Origin of the sequence: Burkholderia sp. JPY481, assembly GCF_038900515.1 — a bacterium.
In the GTDB taxonomy this organism is placed as follows: domain Bacteria; phylum Pseudomonadota; class Gammaproteobacteria; order Burkholderiales; family Burkholderiaceae; genus Paraburkholderia; species Paraburkholderia youngii.
The window spans coordinates 69,976-87,337 of the sequence record NZ_JAYMRT010000005.1; the positions used below are offsets into that span (position 1 = coordinate 69,976).

The 17,362-nt window shown below is 60.2% G+C and carries 13 protein-coding genes and 2 pseudogenes; 8 read left to right on the top strand and 7 right to left on the bottom strand.

The annotated features are described in order from the left end of the window. Positions 1–247 precede the first annotated feature (247 nt). Both VSR82_RS14765 and VSR82_RS14770 read left to right on the top strand, forming a co-directional pair. A complete protein-coding gene (locus VSR82_RS14765) occupies positions 248–472 on the top strand; it encodes a GntR family transcriptional regulator (protein ID WP_498857833.1) in 225 nt (74 codons plus the stop codon). Positions 473–529: 57 nt separating this feature from the next. Next, a pseudogene (locus VSR82_RS14770) lies at positions 530–819 on the top strand (TCP-1/cpn60 chaperonin family protein); the annotation flags it as partial. Positions 820–1,380: 561 nt separating this feature from the next. Here VSR82_RS14770 and VSR82_RS14775 read toward each other — a convergent pair. Then, positions 1,381–2,803: pseudogene (locus VSR82_RS14775) on the bottom strand (dihydrolipoyl dehydrogenase). Between the two features lie 8 nt (positions 2,804–2,811). Here VSR82_RS14775 and VSR82_RS14780 point away from each other — a divergent pair. Further along, entirely contained in the window at positions 2,812–3,060 is a 249-nt protein-coding gene (locus VSR82_RS14780) for a hypothetical protein (protein WP_498857834.1), read from the top strand. Between the two features lie 4 nt (positions 3,061–3,064). On the opposite strand, the gene VSR82_RS14785 is transcribed toward VSR82_RS14780, so the two are convergent. Beyond that, complete coding sequence (locus tag VSR82_RS14785; RefSeq protein WP_498857835.1) at positions 3,065–4,243, bottom strand: lactonase family protein; 1,179 nt, start codon at positions 4,241–4,243, stop codon at positions 3,065–3,067. Between the two features lie 140 nt (positions 4,244–4,383). Then, on the bottom strand, positions 4,384–5,313 hold the full coding sequence (locus tag VSR82_RS14790; RefSeq protein ID WP_498857836.1) for a helix-turn-helix domain-containing protein: 930 nt from the start codon (positions 5,311–5,313) through the stop codon (positions 4,384–4,386). 42 nt (positions 5,314–5,355) lie between these two features. Between VSR82_RS14790 and VSR82_RS14795 the strand changes: the two genes are divergently transcribed. Next, a complete protein-coding gene (locus tag VSR82_RS14795) occupies positions 5,356–5,784 on the top strand; it encodes a hypothetical protein (RefSeq protein ID WP_498857837.1) in 429 nt (142 codons plus the stop codon). Positions 5,785–5,803: 19 nt separating this feature from the next. Here the strand turns inward: VSR82_RS14795 and VSR82_RS14800 are convergent, their stop codons facing one another. Next, a complete protein-coding gene (locus VSR82_RS14800) occupies positions 5,804–6,889 on the bottom strand; it encodes a porin (RefSeq protein ID WP_498857838.1) in 1,086 nt (361 codons plus the stop codon). Positions 6,890–7,247: 358 nt separating this feature from the next. On the opposite strand from VSR82_RS14800, the gene VSR82_RS14805 reads away from it, so the two are divergent. Beyond that, entirely contained in the window at positions 7,248–8,405 is a 1,158-nt protein-coding gene (locus tag VSR82_RS14805) for a hypothetical protein (protein WP_498857839.1), read from the top strand. A 119-nt stretch (positions 8,406–8,524) separates the two neighbouring features. Beyond that, complete coding sequence (locus VSR82_RS14810) at positions 8,525–9,847, top strand: MFS transporter (protein WP_498857840.1); 1,323 nt, start codon at positions 8,525–8,527, stop codon at positions 9,845–9,847. Between the two features lie 127 nt (positions 9,848–9,974). Here VSR82_RS14810 and VSR82_RS14815 read toward each other — a convergent pair whose 3' ends face one another. Continuing rightward, entirely contained in the window at positions 9,975–11,705 is a 1,731-nt protein-coding gene (locus tag VSR82_RS14815; RefSeq protein WP_498857841.1) for a prolyl oligopeptidase family serine peptidase, read from the bottom strand. Positions 11,706–12,224: 519 nt separating this feature from the next. Between VSR82_RS14815 and VSR82_RS14820 the strand changes: the two genes are divergently transcribed. Together VSR82_RS14820 and VSR82_RS14825 are read left to right on the top strand one after the other, a co-directional pair. Beyond that, on the top strand, positions 12,225–12,944 hold the full coding sequence (locus VSR82_RS14820) for a response regulator transcription factor (RefSeq protein ID WP_498857842.1): 720 nt from the start codon (positions 12,225–12,227) through the stop codon (positions 12,942–12,944). Further along, on the top strand, positions 12,944–14,278 hold the full coding sequence (locus VSR82_RS14825) for an ATP-binding protein (protein WP_498857843.1): 1,335 nt from the start codon (positions 12,944–12,946) through the stop codon (positions 14,276–14,278). The genes VSR82_RS14820 and VSR82_RS14825 overlap by 1 nt, the downstream gene beginning before the upstream one ends. A gap of 170 nt (positions 14,279–14,448) precedes the next feature. Here the strand turns inward: VSR82_RS14825 and VSR82_RS14830 are convergent, their stop codons facing one another. Then, positions 14,449–16,368 (bottom strand): hypothetical protein, encoded by a 1,920-nt coding sequence (locus VSR82_RS14830; protein WP_498857844.1) that lies wholly within the window; start codon positions 16,366–16,368, stop codon positions 14,449–14,451. 82 nt (positions 16,369–16,450) lie between these two features. Continuing rightward, entirely contained in the window at positions 16,451–17,347 is an 897-nt protein-coding gene (locus tag VSR82_RS14835) for a substrate-binding domain-containing protein (protein WP_498857845.1), read from the bottom strand. Positions 17,348–17,362: the final 15 nt, after the last annotated feature.

A 17,362-nucleotide genomic window follows, 5' to 3' on the forward strand; every position in this document is an offset into this window, starting at 1 on the left:
AAAAGCGCGACCGGACATGGATTTCTCTCGGAGCCCACCTAGGCCGGGGTTCGAGGCTGACCGCTGCCGGCAGGAGTAACAATCTGAGCTTTCGACGCTTACAAAGCTTGGGACGCCGTATAGGGAATGTCCTAGGTATCTCGGGATCCTGCATAACTCGCCTACTGAACTGATGGGAAGCGGGCGGAAAATTACCCGGCTCAATAGCGCAAACGCGCCACCTACAACGGATGCAACAAAGGAGTGTATGAAGAGGAACGTCGCTGATAAGGACCATGAAGATGGGCAGGCTCCGTCGCAAGACCGCAAGGCAGCTTTGAGACAAGCTTTACGGCGTCGCATCCTTAGGATGGAGCTGGCGCCGGGTTCCAGCCTGGACGAGGTGGCACTGAGCGAGGAGTTCGGGCTTTCTTGGCCACCCGTGCGCGAACTCATGCGGCAGATGGCTGCGGAAGGCTACATCGAACTCTAGGCGAATCGCGCTGCCCGAGTCGCGTCCCTGAACTACGACTCGCTGCGCAACTATTGCCTAGCAGCTCCGTTGATTTACGTCGCGACGACCAAGCTGGCAGCAGCGCACGCCGCGCAGGCGGAAATCGACAACTATGGCTACAACGCGGCCACGGGCGAATACGGCGACCTCGTCGAAACCGGCGTGGTCGATCCGCTAAAGTCACGCGCACGGCCCTGCAGAATGCCGCCTCCGTGGCGAGCGTGCTGTTGACGACCGACGCCACCGTGCACGAAACGCCGAAAGATGCAGCACCGGCTGCGTCGCCCGCGGGACCCGGAGCCGGTGGTCCCGGCTTCGACTACTAGTCGAACTGCTCGAGCCTGCTGACGCGGCGAGGCGTCGGCGCAACGCGCCGCGCATCGCGACCGTCGATGCGCGGCGCGTTGTTTTGAGGGGCCAAGCCGCAATGAACTGCACTCCAAAAGTTGGACACGGATCCAACCTTTGGGGTGCAGTTCTGAACCGCTTGAGTTTCCTTCAGCGCGCGGGCCATTTTGTTTGGGCTTTGCCCGCGAACTGAGCGTCTGCCTTGATCGTGTGATGTCCCGACCCGGCCTCGATTGAGTCCGGATTGAGATCGGCGATCAGCTGGGAAATTTGACGGCGCTGATCGCGAATGGAGCGTCCCGACGGGCGGCACGGCTTGCCGCCGCCTCAATCGTCGTCCCTTGTTTAGCGCTTCGATTCGGACCGGAATCACATCGATATGCTTGTGCTCGACCTTGCTGAAAATGCAAGACCGCTGACGCACAACTGATGCGCAAGCTTCGGCATCCGGGTCCAGACATGGCGCTCTGGCCCGGAGGCGACCAATGCCATCAGAGCTGGGCAAGCAGCGCAGCAACAGCGCTCCGAGCTCGCGAGAATCAACCATTAGCCAACTGCGCGGCGACACTGCGCAATGCAGTCCACAAACCCTCTTCAACAACAGGATGATAAAAGGGCATTGCGAGCATGTTATCCACCGCGAGGCCCATCTGCAGGGTCCACGCAAGAAGATGCGCGATGTGTTCAGCATCCGGGCCGATCCACTCAGCGCCGAGAAACCGGCGGGACGCCTTATCGACATACACATGCATCATTCCGCGAGTGCGCAGAATAACGCGGCTGCGGCCCTGATCTCCGAAACTCACTTCGCCGGTGACAAACGAGTCGACTGCCAGATCGACAAACCGCGCTCCTACCATAGCAATACCAGGCTCGGTAAACACGATAGACATTGGCGCACGCCGCACAAACGGCTCCAATTCGCCATGTACGTCGAGTGCCACATGCGCTGCATTCTCTCCAGCAATGCGTCCTTCGTCGGCGGCCTCATGCAACAGCGGCAGGACGTCATCGCATCACCAGCGATAAACACAGGATGCCTGCCCGCCTGCAATATCGCAGCATCGAACACAGGCACACCACGTGCATCGATCTCCAGCGACGTGTTGAGTAGAGCAAGCTTGTCCAGATTCGGCCGACGCCCCGCCGTCACCAGAACATAGTCGAACGTCTCGTCACGCACGACGCGAGCGCCATCGCGATACCGCAAGCGCACGTTGTCACCTTCACGCGTCGCTGCTTCTACCACCGCATGCGGCTCGAAATGGAACGCCTCGCTAAACACCTCGCGCGCGTGATTCTTGATGGCAGGATCGCTTAACGGACCACCATGTCCACGCGCGCCGAGCATCGTCACCTCCACTCCCAGCCACGCAAGCGCTTGACCAAGTTCAAGCCCGATCACGCCCGCGCCTATCACCGCCACCTTGCGCGGCAAATCGTCCCAGGCGAACACATCGTCGTTGACAATTGCGCGATCTCCGAGCGCCTGGTACATCGCGGGCAAAAAATGGCGTGGAACCCGTTGCTATCACAATGCTCTTCGCGTGCACGCGAGTACCGTCGCCAACTTGCAGTATGTTGTCGTCTATGAACCGCGCGTAGGCAATCAGACGCTCGTCAGCAGGAAGGCCTTCGGTCGACTCAACTACGAACTTTACGAAGCGGTCCCGTTCAGCTTTGACCCGCGCCATCACTTCGGCTCCGTCGATCCGCACGGCGCCATCGATGTGCACGCCACGGCGCAGTGCGACGCGCCGCATTCGCGGCTTCCGCGGCGGCGATCAGTAGCTTCGACGGCATGCAGTCGACGCGCGCACAAGTCGTCCCGTAACGGGCGCATTCAATCAGCACGACGCTCGCGCCCTTCGCCTTCGCGGCACGAAACGCGGAGAGGCCGGCGCTGCCCGCGCCAATCACTGCAACGTCTATATCAAGCTTGCTGCTCGACGAACCATTCAGCGCCGTCGATGCGATCACACGCGCGCGACTGCAACAGCTGCTGCTCGCTGAAGCACGCCCGCGGCACGACGGTGCTGCTCGTCACGCACGATCTCGACGAAGCGCTGAGTCTGTCGGACCGCGTGCTGCTGTTGTCGCCGGCGGGCGCAAATGGCCCGAGCCGTATCGCGCGCGAATTGCCGATTGCGTTGCAGCGGCCGAGGAATCCGCGCGATGCATCGCTGAATGCGCTGCGCGAGGTGCTGCTGGAGATGTAGCGAGCTATTTGACGAACGCGACGCTCGACGGATCGGTGACAGCGGCCGAGTGCCCCGTGTCCGCCAACCTGCCCGACGCCGCATCGATGCTGAACACGTTGACGCTGCCACTGCGCTGATTCGCGACCAGCAGCCATCGGCCGGTTGCATCGATGCCGAAACCCCATGGCTTGTCGCCGCCCGACGCGATGCGCTGCACGAGCGAGAGCTCGCCCGTCTCCGCATTCACGCGATAAACCACCAGCGAGTTTTCGCCCCGATTCTCGACATACACGAAACGTCCATCACGACCGAGCGCGATTTCAGCGCCGCTTTTTACGCCGTCGAATCCGTCGGTGCCGACCGGCACCGACTGCACGTGCGTCAGCGTGCCTTGCGCGGCATCCCAGCGAAACACCATCACTTCCGCGCTCAACTCGGTCAGCAGATAAACGAACTGCCCGTTCGCGGAGAACTCGAGGTGACGCGGACCGCTGCCCGGCGGCGCGACGCAGGTGGCCGCGCGCGTGCCGTCGTCCTGCGACAACGCATGCGTGGCGCGATTGAAGCGATAGACGAACACGCGGTCGGCGCCCAGATCGGCAACCAGCGCATAGCGGCCGGATGGATCGATCGCGATACCGTGCGCGTGCGCGCTCGCCTGGCGTCGGTTCGGACCGGAACCGGTCTCGGCGAGCGTCGACACGAGCGGCCCGACGCTGCCGTCGGCATTGACGGCGATGCTCGATACCGAGCCGCTGTTGTAATTCGCGCCGAGCAAAGTCATCGACGTTGTGTCGAAGCGCAGGAACGTGGTGCCCATGCCGCCCGTCGCCACCGTGCCGAGCGTGTTCAGCGAACCGTCGTCGTGATTGACCGCGTAGGCGGTGATGCTGCCTTCTTTGGCACTGTCGTCGTCGACCGCATAGAGTATCGGCGCGTGCGGTGACGCCGCGACCCACGTCGATTTCGGCCCTTCGGCAACCGGCCCGAGCGCCGTCAGTGCGCCGGTGGCGGTATCGAAGCGCAGCGCGCTGATCTGCTTGTGCAGCGTCCCGATATAAACGAGTTCGCTGGGTGCCGACGTCGGCAACGTAGCGGCGCGCAACGGCGCGCCGACCATGGCCGCCGACAACGTCAGCACGGCGCACGCCACCGTCAGCGCGTGGCGCGCGGCGCGATTCTGCTGGAACAACCGGGTCATATTCGATGAACGTAAGAACGCAGGCGATGTGAGCGATCTGCTCAAGCGTAGTCGAATCGCCCGCGGCCGTCCCTGCACAAAAAGCCGATTCGCCTGGACTTATTGAAGACGACGTTGGCGCGCGCCCGCGTAGCCATGCGCTAGCGGTTCGGCTGCTGACGCGCCGCGACGCGGAACTGGCTCGGCGCCTGGCCCACTTCCCTGCGGAAGAAACGCGTGAAGTACGCGGCGTCCGCGAAGCCGAGCCCGAACGCGATCTGCTCGACCGACATATCGCCGAAAATCAGATTGCGCTTGGCTTCGGTGATGATGCGCGCGTGAATCATCTTGGTCGGACTTTGCTCGGACGCCGACGCGCAGGCCGCGCGCAATTGCACCAGCGACACCGCCATCATCGACGCGTAATCCTGCAGCGTCAGATTCTCGCGGTAGTGTTCGTCGATCAGCTTGCGGAAGCGGTCCACCTGGCGCACGTCGTTGCGGGTCGCGCTTTCGTTCGCGGTCTGTTCGAGCGGGGTGGAGCGCGCGAGTTTCAGCAGCAGCGTGGTCAACAACGCTTCGGTGCCGACCACATGGCCGACCGCATCGGATTCGGCTTCCTGTTTCAGGCTATCGACGAGGCTGTAGAACTCCATGCCCGCATCGGCGGAGCCGCCGAGCGGAATCACCCGCGGCGCCTCCCACAGCGCGATGAACTCGCGCAGCTTCGCGTTGACCTGCGTCAGATACGCGACCTCGATCGTCACGACCCAGCGGTCCACGTCGACTTCGTAGTCGAGGCCATGCACGCATTCGGTCGGCAGCAGCAGCGCGCAAGGGCCCTCGAACGGTACGCTCTCGCCCTCCAGATTCATCACGCCGCGCCCGCTGCGCACGAAAATGATCTGACCGTAGGCGGGATGCGCATGCGGCTCGGTGCGCCAGCGGCCGCGGTCGGTCACATGGCCGACGTGCACGAACCAGTTCTTCACTTCGGGACGCTCGACGTACAAGCGGACCTTCGGTACGGTAGTCCGTTTCGTCTTCGCGATCGCCCTGGGCTGATGTTTTGCCGCGGCGCTGTGAGTCATACAGTCTCCTTGACGGCCGATTCGCCTGCGCTCGAGGCCCGCATGGCAATTGCGGGGCGCGAAGGGAAATCGACAGCCGCCGATGCGCGCGTGAACCGCTGCGCCGCCCGGCATGCAGTGCTTGTAGTGGGTGCCGAGGCTACACCGGTCGTCTCCTCGCTGCTTTGCCCGCGCCACGCCCTGTTCGAAAGTGGCGCACGTCTGTTGCAGATAGCGTGCAACGTAGGCAAACGCGAGAAGGGATTTACCCTGATCACAAAGGAAGCCGCCCCGGCCTCGGGGCATCATCCTAGCACTGTCGAATGGATCGCGGAAACCACCGGAATTTTTCCATGCATTTCCGCGCGCGTGCCGGAAGCGATGCTCGGTACCCTGCGCCACGCCGCGCGCAGCGGCGCCAGGTACGCCCGCGATACAGGTGAACTATCGGCGGTGATGGCAACTGAGGAGAGCTTCGATGGCGTAACTTGACTTCGGTCTGGATCGCTCTTCAGAACTTGTGGACGAGGCCGGCTCCGATGCCGCGTGTATTGGTGCCAGGAGTGATCGCGAGGCCCGAATACGCGGTGCCGGAGAGCGTGTATGCCGCCTGGTTCCTGTTCTGGAGAAAGCCCGCCGCCGTATAAAGCTCGGTCGATTTGGACAGCGAGTACTCGAACAGCACGCCCAATTGCTGCGCGTTGTTGCCCTTCCCGGTGCGATCGTGCAAGTAACCGTACATCACCGAAAGCAGGGAAAACGGGTCGAACTGATACGAGTCCGAGATCTGGTAGACGTCGTGCTGCATGTACTTCGGCGTATTGGTCAGATTCTCCGTGTGATAGGCGAGCCAGATGCGGTTCGCGCCGATTGCATACGAAGCACCCGCATTGAACACGTTCAGCACCGCGCCGGGACCAGCGGCCGCACCGCCCGCCAGCGCATAGCTGCCGCCCGCACCGACGGCAGGTTCGTCGCCTCTTTCATAGCCCGCCGCCACATTCAACGGCCCGTTGACGTACTGGACGACCGCGTTGTAGAACCCGATGCCGTTGCCGCCGCCCGCGGCCGGGTCGCGCAATGCCACCATGAACTTGGCGTTCAGACCGTCAAACGTCGGCGTGTAGTAGGAAATGCCATTGTTCGCGCGGATGATCAGCGCGTTGAAGTTATTCATCGGCGAAGCGATGCTCTTGACCCATGACGGGTCCATTACTGCCTGCAGCACGTCGTATTGCGGCGAGTTTTGCAAGCCGAAGCGGACCTCGCCAAACCCGCCCGACATGCCGACGAACGCAAGACGATTGAAGGCCTTGGTCGGGTCCGTCGCCGCCCCCGTCTGACCGGAGAACGCCTGCTCCAACTGGAAATTGACGTGCAGGTCGCCGCCGATATCCTCGCTGCCCTTGAAGCCGTAACGCGTCGCGAAGAGTCCACCGGGCACCGCGCGGGTTGCCGAATTGTTGCCGCTCGAACTCTGATACGCGATGCCATTGTCGAGCACGCCATAGAGCGTGACCGAAGACTGCGCAAACGCCGGGGGAACGCACGCGCAACACAAGACTGCGCCGGCTGCGAGAGTGGTGCACCTTCTCATGCGATATCTCCATTTTTATATGCATCGCAACGGCGATGCTTTTATACACGTCGATTTCGTTGGCTGAGCTAAACGAAATCGCCTGGTGAAGCGTGCAAGCGAAGTAGCGACGTGCCGCTGTCGGAGCCAAGAATATGGGATGCCTCGCCGGGCGTCCTTACACAAAAATCAGATTCACTGGGACTTTTCTAGCGGACGACGCGGGTACCGAGACGCACGCAACGGTTGACCCGCGACCTGTGACTTACCCGAATACACCCTCTTCTGATTAAAAAGTGCCAGCGAATCTCATTTTTGTGTAAAGGCAGGCACGCATGCATCGCATACATTCCATACCACCGCGGCAGGTATCACTGCGTTGACCACCGGAATCAACCGCCGACGGTACGAAAACAATCGAGAGTCGGGCATCGACCACATCTTGCGTATCAACAAATATGGAAGAGACATGAAAAAAACCACAGCTCTCGGCATGCCGCTGTTAGGTATCGCCTTCTTCGGCTACTTGACGGGTATCGCGCATGCGGCGGATACATCGCCGACGGCGCAGGGAAACACTCAAGCGGTTCAGCTTGCCCAGACGGACAGCAACGCGACCGCCGCCGCAGCGAACCTGAACTCGGCACCGGTCACGCTGTCGCAGGTCAGCACCTTGACCGCGCCGCTGTCGCCGCCGCCAGGCCTGTTCGCTCCGCCGACCTCGTGGAACGACACGTATATCGGCTACCGCGTAGGTTCCAATTTCTACTATCCCGGCGTGCGAACCGCATCCGGGGCACCCGCCAAGATCACGCAGAACATCGGCTTTCTGACGACCACAGGTGGTTTCAAGTACGGTAGCTATGCGTTCAACGTCGACTACCTGGTCTCCAGCATGGCGAACCCGGAAGCCGGTCCGACCAACCAGTACGGCTATCCGACGCCGGGCTCCGGCGGCGCGCAGGAGGTCTACAGCGTAGGCCGGGTCTCGCTCAGTGCGAGCAAGGTGTTCGGCAAATCGTTCTCGTATGGATTCATCCGCGACTTCGGCCTGACCCTCGGCTACGAGTTCGGCGCCAAGAACGATTCCTTCGCCGAACGCGCCCGCATGTTCGTGGCGGGCCCCACCCTCGAGTTTGCGATCCCGAACGGCTTTTGGAACGTCACGCTCGGCGTTCGCACGGAAAGCAACCACAACGGCATCGCGAACGTGGACGTGCGCTTCAACCCCGCCGTGCACCTCGAAAGTTCGTGGCTCTACCCGTTCCGACTCGGTCCGGTTCCTCTCGTGTTCAAAGGCTTCGCCAGCCTCACCGGACCCAAGGGCAAAGATGGTTTCGGCGTGCAGACCACCACGGAATTCCTGACCCGCGTCAATCTGCTGGTGGACGTCGGATCGTTCGCTGGTCATCCGCGCACCGTGTACACAGGCCTCGGTTACGAGTACTGGCACAACATGTACGGCACACCAGCCTCCGCGCAACCCGGCACGACCCAGACTTCCGTTCCTATGTTCGTGGCTGAAATCCACTTCTGACCAGCAGCTCCGGTTGAATGAAACACAACATCGGCGGCCCAGCATAGCGGGCCGCCGATGTTCGTTTCAGCGGCCCATTTTTCGTCCGGCTAGTTGCTTACCTGAGAAGAGAAAGAACCATGGAAGATAGACAAAGGCACCCTTGCGCCGCCGAAAACCGGTGGGCCATTCTCGTGCTGCTCGCACTCGGCCTGCTGATTTCCTTCGTCGATCGAACGAGCCTGTCCGCCGCGCTTGCGGACAAGCATTTCGTGCGCGAATTTGCGCTGACGAGCGTCGAGCGCGGCTGGCTCAACTCGGCGGTGTTCTGGTCGTACGGCCTCGTGCAGATGCCGATGGGCTGGATCGTCGACCGCTACGGCGTCAAATGGCCGTACGCGATCTGCTTCGTGCTGTGGTGCATCGCCGCGGCCGCGACCGGCATGGTGACGAGCCTCGCCGCGCTGATCGTCATGCGGCTTCTGATCGGCGTCGCCGAGTCCGTCGTCGTACCGGCCACTTATCGTTATCTGGCCGACAACTTCGCGGAAACGCAGAAAGGCACCGCGCTCGGCATCTTTTCGGTCGGCGGCAAGATGGGGCCCGCACTCGGTGCACCGATCGCAGCGTGGATCATCGTCAACTACTCGTGGCAGGCAATGTTCGTCGCGACAGGCCTGATCGGATTGATCTGGCTGTTGCCGTGGCTTTCGATGGTGAAAAACGACTTTCCGTCGCGCATCGAACTGACGGTGGCGAAACAACGCGCTTCGTCGGTGCCGTTGAAGAATCTTCTGGTGAGCCCGGTGGTATGGGGCGGCCTCGTCAACAACTTCTGCTACAGCTATTTCGCGTTCTATTGCATGACGTGGATGCCCGCGTATCTGGTCGAGCAGCGCGGCTTGTCGCTCGAAAAGTCGGGGCTCTATACATTCTTCAGCTTTGCCGGCATCGCGATCGTCGCCGCGCTGGCAGGATGGGGGGCGGATCGGATCATCGCGCGCGGCCACGATGCGGTGATCGTGCGCAAATGCTTTATCGTCGCGGGGTTCATCGGCGGCACGACGGTTCTGCTCGGCGCGTATGCGCCGTCCTTGCAGATGGCTTTGTTCTGGAACGTGCTTTCACTGTCGCTGCTCGGCCTCGTCACCGCCAATACGCTCGCGCTGTGCAAGCTGACGCTGATTCCGAAACAGGCGGTCGGATTGAACACCGGCTTGCAACAGGTGGCCGCGAGTCTCGCCGGTGGCGTCTCGGCCAGTCTTTCGGGGTGGCTGCTGCATATAGGCGGTAGCTACAAGTGGCCCATGATGGCAATCTTCGTGTTTCTGCTGACGGGCGCAACGAGCACGCTGGTTCTGCTACAGCGCAAATGGGCACCGAAAGTCAACGCAACGAACGAGTCGGCCACGCAAATAGCGGCGCGCCACTGCGCTGGAATGCACGGCGGCGCGGGCGACTGAACGCAGCTTCTACGAAGGACAGAGAAAGCAGCGCTCCAATCCAGATGAATTTGAGCGCTGCTTGCCTTCTACACAGGGGCCATCTTCACAGCCCCTTCGCGCTTATGAGACCGTCGATATCATCGGCTCAATAGGTGATGCTGTTGTAGCCATAAGTGCCGAGTCCATCCGCGTAAGCACCGCTGAGATTCAGCTTGCCACGAGCGTCCTCGCTCTGCTTGGTCTGGCTGAGGAGCCAGTCGTAGCTATCGGAAATTCCGTTGGCATATACCCATGTCATCTTATGGCTGCCGTTCGCCAGCGCATTCCAGTAGATGCCCAACTTGCTCGATGTCCCCAGCAGAGCCGTCAGCAAGGTGTTTTCCTGCGTTTCGGAGGTAGTCGTCGGGTCCCAGGTCGCATAGGGAATGGTCACGCCGGCAAGACTACTGAAGAGCGTCTGGGTCTGATTCCAATATCCGGTGGCTGTGGCATCGCCAGTCATGTTGGTGGCGAGAATATTGTCATCGGAAATCGAGTAGTACCAATTCTGCCAATTCGCGTTGGTAATGATTTTCCCATCGGTGGGGTACGTATAGTATTGCTTGCCGTTATACGTGGCGCTCTTGTTGTAATTGTTGCCCCACTGCGAGCCGATCGCCCAGATGCCTGCGAAGTAGTTATCGCGTTGGGCGGCCATATCCAATATCTGCATACCCCCCATGGACTGACCGGACGCATAAATGCGATTGGTATCGATATTGTATTTGGACGTGATGTAATCCATCAGCTGCCAGGTCGCGGGCAGGTATTCGTTGCCCGTCAGGTTATCGGCCACGCTCTGACCTGAATTGGGTATCTGCGGAATGACGACGATCAGCCCGCCGTAACCTTGAGCTTTAGCCAACGCCTGCACCCTGTCCGACGCATAGTTGGCCGCTTCCTGCGCCTCTGTCAGGCTGATCAAGGGGTCGTCGCCCAGCCCGCCAGCATCTTCGATATGCAGAACAACCATGTACTTCTTGCTCGGATCGTAGTCGGAGGGGACGAAGAGGCTGTACTTCAGACTGACGTCATGGTACTGACCATCATATTCGCTGAAGCATTGGGTAGCCTGAAATGGGCTCCCCGCAACCATGGAAAGATTGGTTGCATTCGGATACGTGATTGCAACGCCGTTCGCTGTTTTCCCGGAATAGGACGGCGTAACGGCGTCCGTATAGAGCTTGTAACCTGTGATGCCGTTGATAACATAGGAAGTGTCATCCAGAACCGTGTCCAGATAAACGGAATTGTCGCTGCCGTCCGGGGCGAAGTTATAGAAATAGTCTGACGCGTAATTGCTTTTCACCGTGGCGCTGGCGCTGATGGTGGAATTGTCGCTCAGGGTCACGGCCGCTTTCTGCACCACCCCACCCGCTACACCAGCTCTCCAGTAAGGGGTCGCAGCAGCCAGCAGATAATTGGTGTTGAGTTCGATAATCACATAATTGCCGCTGGCGGCGCCCGTGTGATTCGTCGAGTCGATCGTCGGCGAGGAGTTCACATAAACATAAGTGGGAGCGCCGGGAGTCCCGGTATTTTGTGCGAAGGCCGGATACTGCCCATTCAAACCGTTCCTGGTGGCCGCTGCGGAATCGTCGTAAATCTGTGCGAGATTTGCATAACTGTAGGCGTCGTAAGTATTCAGGTTCACCGAGCCCGCTTTCAGCGTGTCCTTATACTTGACGACGATTGCCTGGACTTTGGGTCCGTCCAGGTCTACGGACGCGATAGTCGAGACGCCGAGGATTTCGTCGTCAGCACTGGTCGTGGTTCGCGCGCTTGTCGATGCGACGGACCCGCCACTGCAGCCGACCAGACCCAATCCAGAAACCATGCATGCCGCGGCTATGCACGTCAATTCCTTCACACACGATGTAACTCTCATTCTCTTATCTCCAAAAATTATTATATGCGGGACCCTACATACCTTCATCTGAATCGCCGGCGTTAATTAATATATGAGTTACGCTCCTTCACAATTTCAAAAAAAAATCTCCCGCGCTGCCTGACAACCCGGCAACGGAAAATGAATTCAGATCCTAAAAATTTCAATCGACAATATATTTATAGTTATATTTGTCAATGTCTCATGGTAATGAATTCTCTACAATATGAAATTGGAAAAAAGGAACTTTCGCCTGGATTTTTTGCACTCGATATTCAGCGTGAATTGGGTGCCGTTTAAACGCGAATAATCCTTGATGATCGAACAGAATTTACCGCAAGTCACTAATTTTCATAACGATTCACACAATGTGTCTAAACTGACATATTTTGCTTAGGCAATTGAAGGCCGTTTCAGAGACAATGTGCAAACACACACATTCCGGATTGGCTCCTTGTAGCGAAAACGATGACCGAAGCGCGCATTCTTATCGTCGAAGACGACACTGACATCCGTACCTCGTTGGTACGATTTCTGGTTGACAGGGGCTTCACCGTCCAGGAGGCGGACAGCGCGGAAGCGGCCAGCAAAATCCTGCGTAACGGCGAGATCGATCTGGTTCTTCTCGACATCATGCTTCCCGGCAAAAATGGACTGGATCTCTGCCGGCAATTGCGTGCTTCAGGGGGACCGCGCATCATCATGCTGACAGCGCTCGCCGAGCCGACAGACAAGGTCACGGGTTTGGAACTCGGCGCTGACGACTACGTTTGCAAGCCGTTCGACCTCGGTGAATTGCTGGCTCGCATTCGAGCTCTATTGCGACGCGTGCCAATGCAGGGGGCGACCTCGCTAAAGCCCGTCATTGCTTCAGCGCTGATGTTTTCCGGATTTACGTTTTTTCCGTATCGCCGCTTTGCGCGATCCCCGGCAGGTATTCGTATTCCGCTGACGGGCGCTGAAACCGATCTCCTGCTGGTGTTCTGTCAACATCCGCGCCAGGTGCTTTCTCGGGAAGAATTGATCAGCTGGACACGTGGCGAAGGATTTCCGATCGCCGTCCGGTCCATCGATCTGCTGGTGAGTCGCTTGCGTCGAAAACTGTGCGGCGACGACGTACTCGATGATTTGATCCGCACCGCACGATCGGATGGCTATAGTTTTCAGGCCGATGTCACGGCGTCTTGATGCGAAACTTCTTTGCCACGACCCTTGGCCAGATCCTGGCCATCATCGCCGCCTCATCGGCGGCGACCTTCCCATTGTTCATCGCCCTGGTATATGTCCCGTGGGGACCGCCGAATCCTCCGTGGCCCTGGCAGACCGCTTACCGTATCGTCGGCCTGGTGCAGACGCTCCAGGCGATGCCCGAGGGCGAACGAGCGAGTTTCCTCGCCGTGAAGGAACACGGTATGTCCGCCAGATTCGTACAGACGCCCCCGGCCTGCTCGTCATTGACCATGGACGCTCACGACCTGAAAGCGGTCCTCAAGTCTGAGTTCCCGGACATCAGCGGCATCTCCGTATGCACGAGCGGGGCCCAGGGGCAACACGAGACTGTCCAGGTACTGGTGCCGTTCGGCGCTCAGACACTGGACATTCGATCCGATAAAGCCGGACGACCGCCATCGAGAATGTCATTTCCGGTCTGGGGATCGCTGGTGTTCATGTTCGTCGGCATGGCAGTGACATGCACCTGGGCCGTCCGTCGGATCGTCCGGCCATTGCAGCATCTGTCGGAGAAGGCGGAAGTATTCGGCCGAGAGGTCGTCGTCACCCATATCGATGAAGTCGGTCCGCTGGAAATGCGGCGTGTGGCGAAAGCGTTCAACCGGATGCAGGAGCGCATTACCCGCTTGCTGGAAAACCGCACCCGCATGCTGGCCGCCATCAGTCATGACCTGCGCACGCCGCTCACCCGGATGCGCCTGCAACTCGACTTGGACGAGACTTACGCCGGTCGCGAAAAATTGCTCAGAGACATCGGTTTGATGCAAGCCATGATCACCGCCGTCCTTGATTTTCTCAGCAGCGGATTCGACCATGAGAAGAGAGAATGGCTGGACGTGGAAGCCTTGCTAACCACTCTTTGCGATGAATACGAGGAAGCCGGCGCGGCCATTCGATACGAGGGAAGCGAGTCGCTCAGGCTCTATTGCCAACCGGGCGCCTTGCAACGTGCACTCGTCAATCTGATCGAAAATGCCATTCACTACGGCAATCATGTAACGGTCCGGGCATCCCGGAATCGGGGCGAAATCATGATAGAGGTCATCGATGACGGCCCGGGAATTCCGGCGGATCGCATTCGGGACGTGATGGAACCTTTCGTTCGGCTCGATTCGTCGCGTGCCGAACGGCCAGGCAGTGTGGGCCTGGGGTTATCGATCGTGAAGGAAATCGTCCAGGCCCACGGCGGGACCCTGGTGTTGGCCAATCGAAACCCTACCGGTCTCGTCGCGCGAATCCAATTCGGTTCGCCCGGACTTGCGGACGATCTGCGCGATCCAGCGTCCAACTAGGCCCACAGACGCGCCACACGCGAAAGCAACGCAGGAGCGGCGCTAGCGATGGTTTCATCGTCGGTATCGGACCATGCCGAACGCCGACCGGTTATGCAAGGGCACTCGCCCATTAAAAAAGGCACCGTCCCTGAGCACGGTGCCTTCTCATACCAGCCTTCGCCGCGGACTTACTGCTTCGGAATATAAAGCGGCATCGAATCTTCCCACACCGTGTCGGTGATCGCATGGCGGTCGCTGCCGTCCGCATTCATCACCCAGTTCTGGCCATCCGGCTGGAACGTATCGTCGTACAGCGACAGCTCGTCGCGGAAGCCATATTCGCCTGAGCTGTACGCAATGCGACCGTCCCACGTCCAGGTCGCATGTGCCTGGTTCGAACCCTGCGGTGTCACGCGCTGCACGTCCGTGCCGTCCGGATTGATCGTGTACACGTCGAAGTGAAACTTGTCGGGGTCGCTCGGGTTGATCTCCTTGCGCGTGAACACGATCTTCTTGCCGTCCGGCGACCAGCCGGGCAGATTGTCCGGCTCGGTGGTCAGCACCGTGGTCTTCTGCGTGGCGAGGTCGAGAATTCGCAAGCCCTTGTCGCTATCGCTCCACACCCGGTAGACGATCTTCGTGCCGTCCGGCGAATAGCTCGGGAAGCCCGCATTCTCCTTGCCGTCGGTCAGAATCTCGGGCTTGCCGTTCATGCTGCCGTCGGCCTTGATGCGCATGATCTGGCCCGGCATGTGAGCGCGCGTGAAGAACCAGCCGCCCACGCCGAAGGCGACCCACTGCTTGTCCGGCGACCAGGTCGGCTGGAACGCGCCCGCCAGACCCATCCGGATCATCTTCGGATCGAGGCCGCTGGTCGCCGGATCGTAGATATGACGCGCGTCGCTGAAGTCGGTATTCGACACCACGATCGAAGAGCCGACCGCCTTCTCCGTGTACACGAGCGACTTGCCGTCACGCGAAAGCTGCGGGAATACATCGACGAAACGGTAGTTCCATTGCGGATCGAAATTGAACAGCGCGGTGCCATTCGGATGGAACGGCTTGCCGTACACCACCTTCTCGTAGACGACCTTCTTGCCGTCGGCCGAGTAACGCGGCGAGCGAATGCCGGTTCCCGCCGTCGCATGCGACTGACCATCAGTCGTATAGAACCCTTCCTGAGCGCCGTTCTTGATGTGATACGCGACGTTGGTCGCGCCCACGAATTGAGGGAATACCTTGAATCCCGGCGTGTTCGTCAGCTCCGTGCGCTCGCCCGTGCCCACGTCGACCTGCACGATCTGCGTGCTGACCTTGCCGATCGCCTCGGGACGGTGCGCGCCCCAGGTCGATTCGACCGGGGTTTCATAGAACACCACTCGCTTGCCGTCCGCTGACCACGACGGCGAGCCCTCGGCGTAGCCGGCGCGCGCGGTGATCTGCCTGAACCCGGTGCCGTCCGGATGGATCTCGTAGATGCTGCTTTCCTGCGTGCGCTCCCAGCCGACCGGCAGGTTGTGGCCACGCCAGTCGGTACCGATGTCGGACGACAGCGCGATCCACTTGCCATCCGGTGACCACGAAGGCCGGAAGAAGCTGTGCGGCTTGCCCGGATCGAACTTGATGTCGCCGGTAACGTTATGCAGCGCGCCGGTCTTGATGTTGAGGGTCCAGATATTGGTGGTGCCCCACGTGTCCCTGTCCCGACGCGAGGACACGAACGCGATCAGATTCGGATCGGCCGGATTGAAGACCGCCGCATCGCTGATGCCAATCGAGTCGGTCAGCCGTTGCAGCCCAGTGCCGTCGACTCGCACGCGGTACAGGCTCGCGTGACCGAGGCCATCGCGCTCCGACGTGAACACGATCCAGTTGCCGTCCGGCGAAAACGCACCGTGATAGTCGAAACCGTCGGCTTGAATCAGCCGGTGTTCGTCGCTGCCGTCGGCATTGGCGACATAGAGTTCCGAGGTCGACGGGCCGATGCGGTAGATCAGCAGGTCGCCTTTGGTCGCCGTCGCGGCGCCGGCCCCCGGCACGAAAGCAGCGATCGCGGCAATGGTCAGGCCGGACAGGATTCTCTTTTTTATCTGAAGCGAGGAACGCACGGTACTAGTCTCCGTTTTTTTAATCAGCATCACAGCAAGCTCGAAATCGCCAGTCCGGCATTCGGGCCGGCGAACCCCATCATCAGCCGAGGCTGCCCGTCACATCGTCGAACAGTTCGTCGACCGACAAACGATGCGGCAGGATCTTCTGATCGAGCGCCCAGTCGATCGCCAGTTGCAGCCCCTTGCGGTTCGCTTCGAGACCGATCGGCGGAAACACGGCGGGCGTGCCGCCTTCGGTTTGCGCGCGGCTCTCGACGATCATCCGGTACAACTCGCGCACGATCTCCGGGCGTTTCTTCGACAGGTCCTGGTGCACGACGAACATGTGATTGACAGGCACCACGCCTTCGCGCGCGAACCATGCTTTGGCCGCGTTGTGCGCATCGGGCACCAGCGTGCGCACGCGCTCGTCCTTCGGCATGTCTTCGCCGAGCAGCGCCGCGGCGAGTTCGCCGTTCATCATCATCTGCGGGATCGACGAACCGGCGGGCAGGCGCACGCAGTTGTTCGGATCGCGATACTCGGCGAGATGGCCGTCGCCGAGCGTCATCCACGTGACCTTGTCGAGATCGACACCGTATTCGTGGCGCAGAATTCCGCGAATCCACAGCGCGGTGGTTTGCGTGTAGGTGCGCACGCCGACCTTCTTGCCTTCGATGTCCTTCGGATCGAGATGCCCGAAGTCGATATTGAAGCCCGCGCAATGGTGCTGGAAGCGCCCCGAGATCGGTGTGGGCAGCAGCACGTAAGGCTTGCCGTAGGCCTTGGCCTGCAGGAACGTGACGATCGCGAGCTCTCCCGCGTCGAACTGGTTCTCGCGCACCATCGCCTTGAAGCCGTTATGCGCGGGCGTCGGTCCGCAGAAATCGAGCGAGACGAGTTCCGAGCTCACGCGCCCGTCTCTCATCGCCTTCGTCACCGGATATTCGGCCAGGTTGGTGCGCAGCGTCGGCACCGCCGTTTGCGTGGTCGTCATGAATGTCGGTCCTTA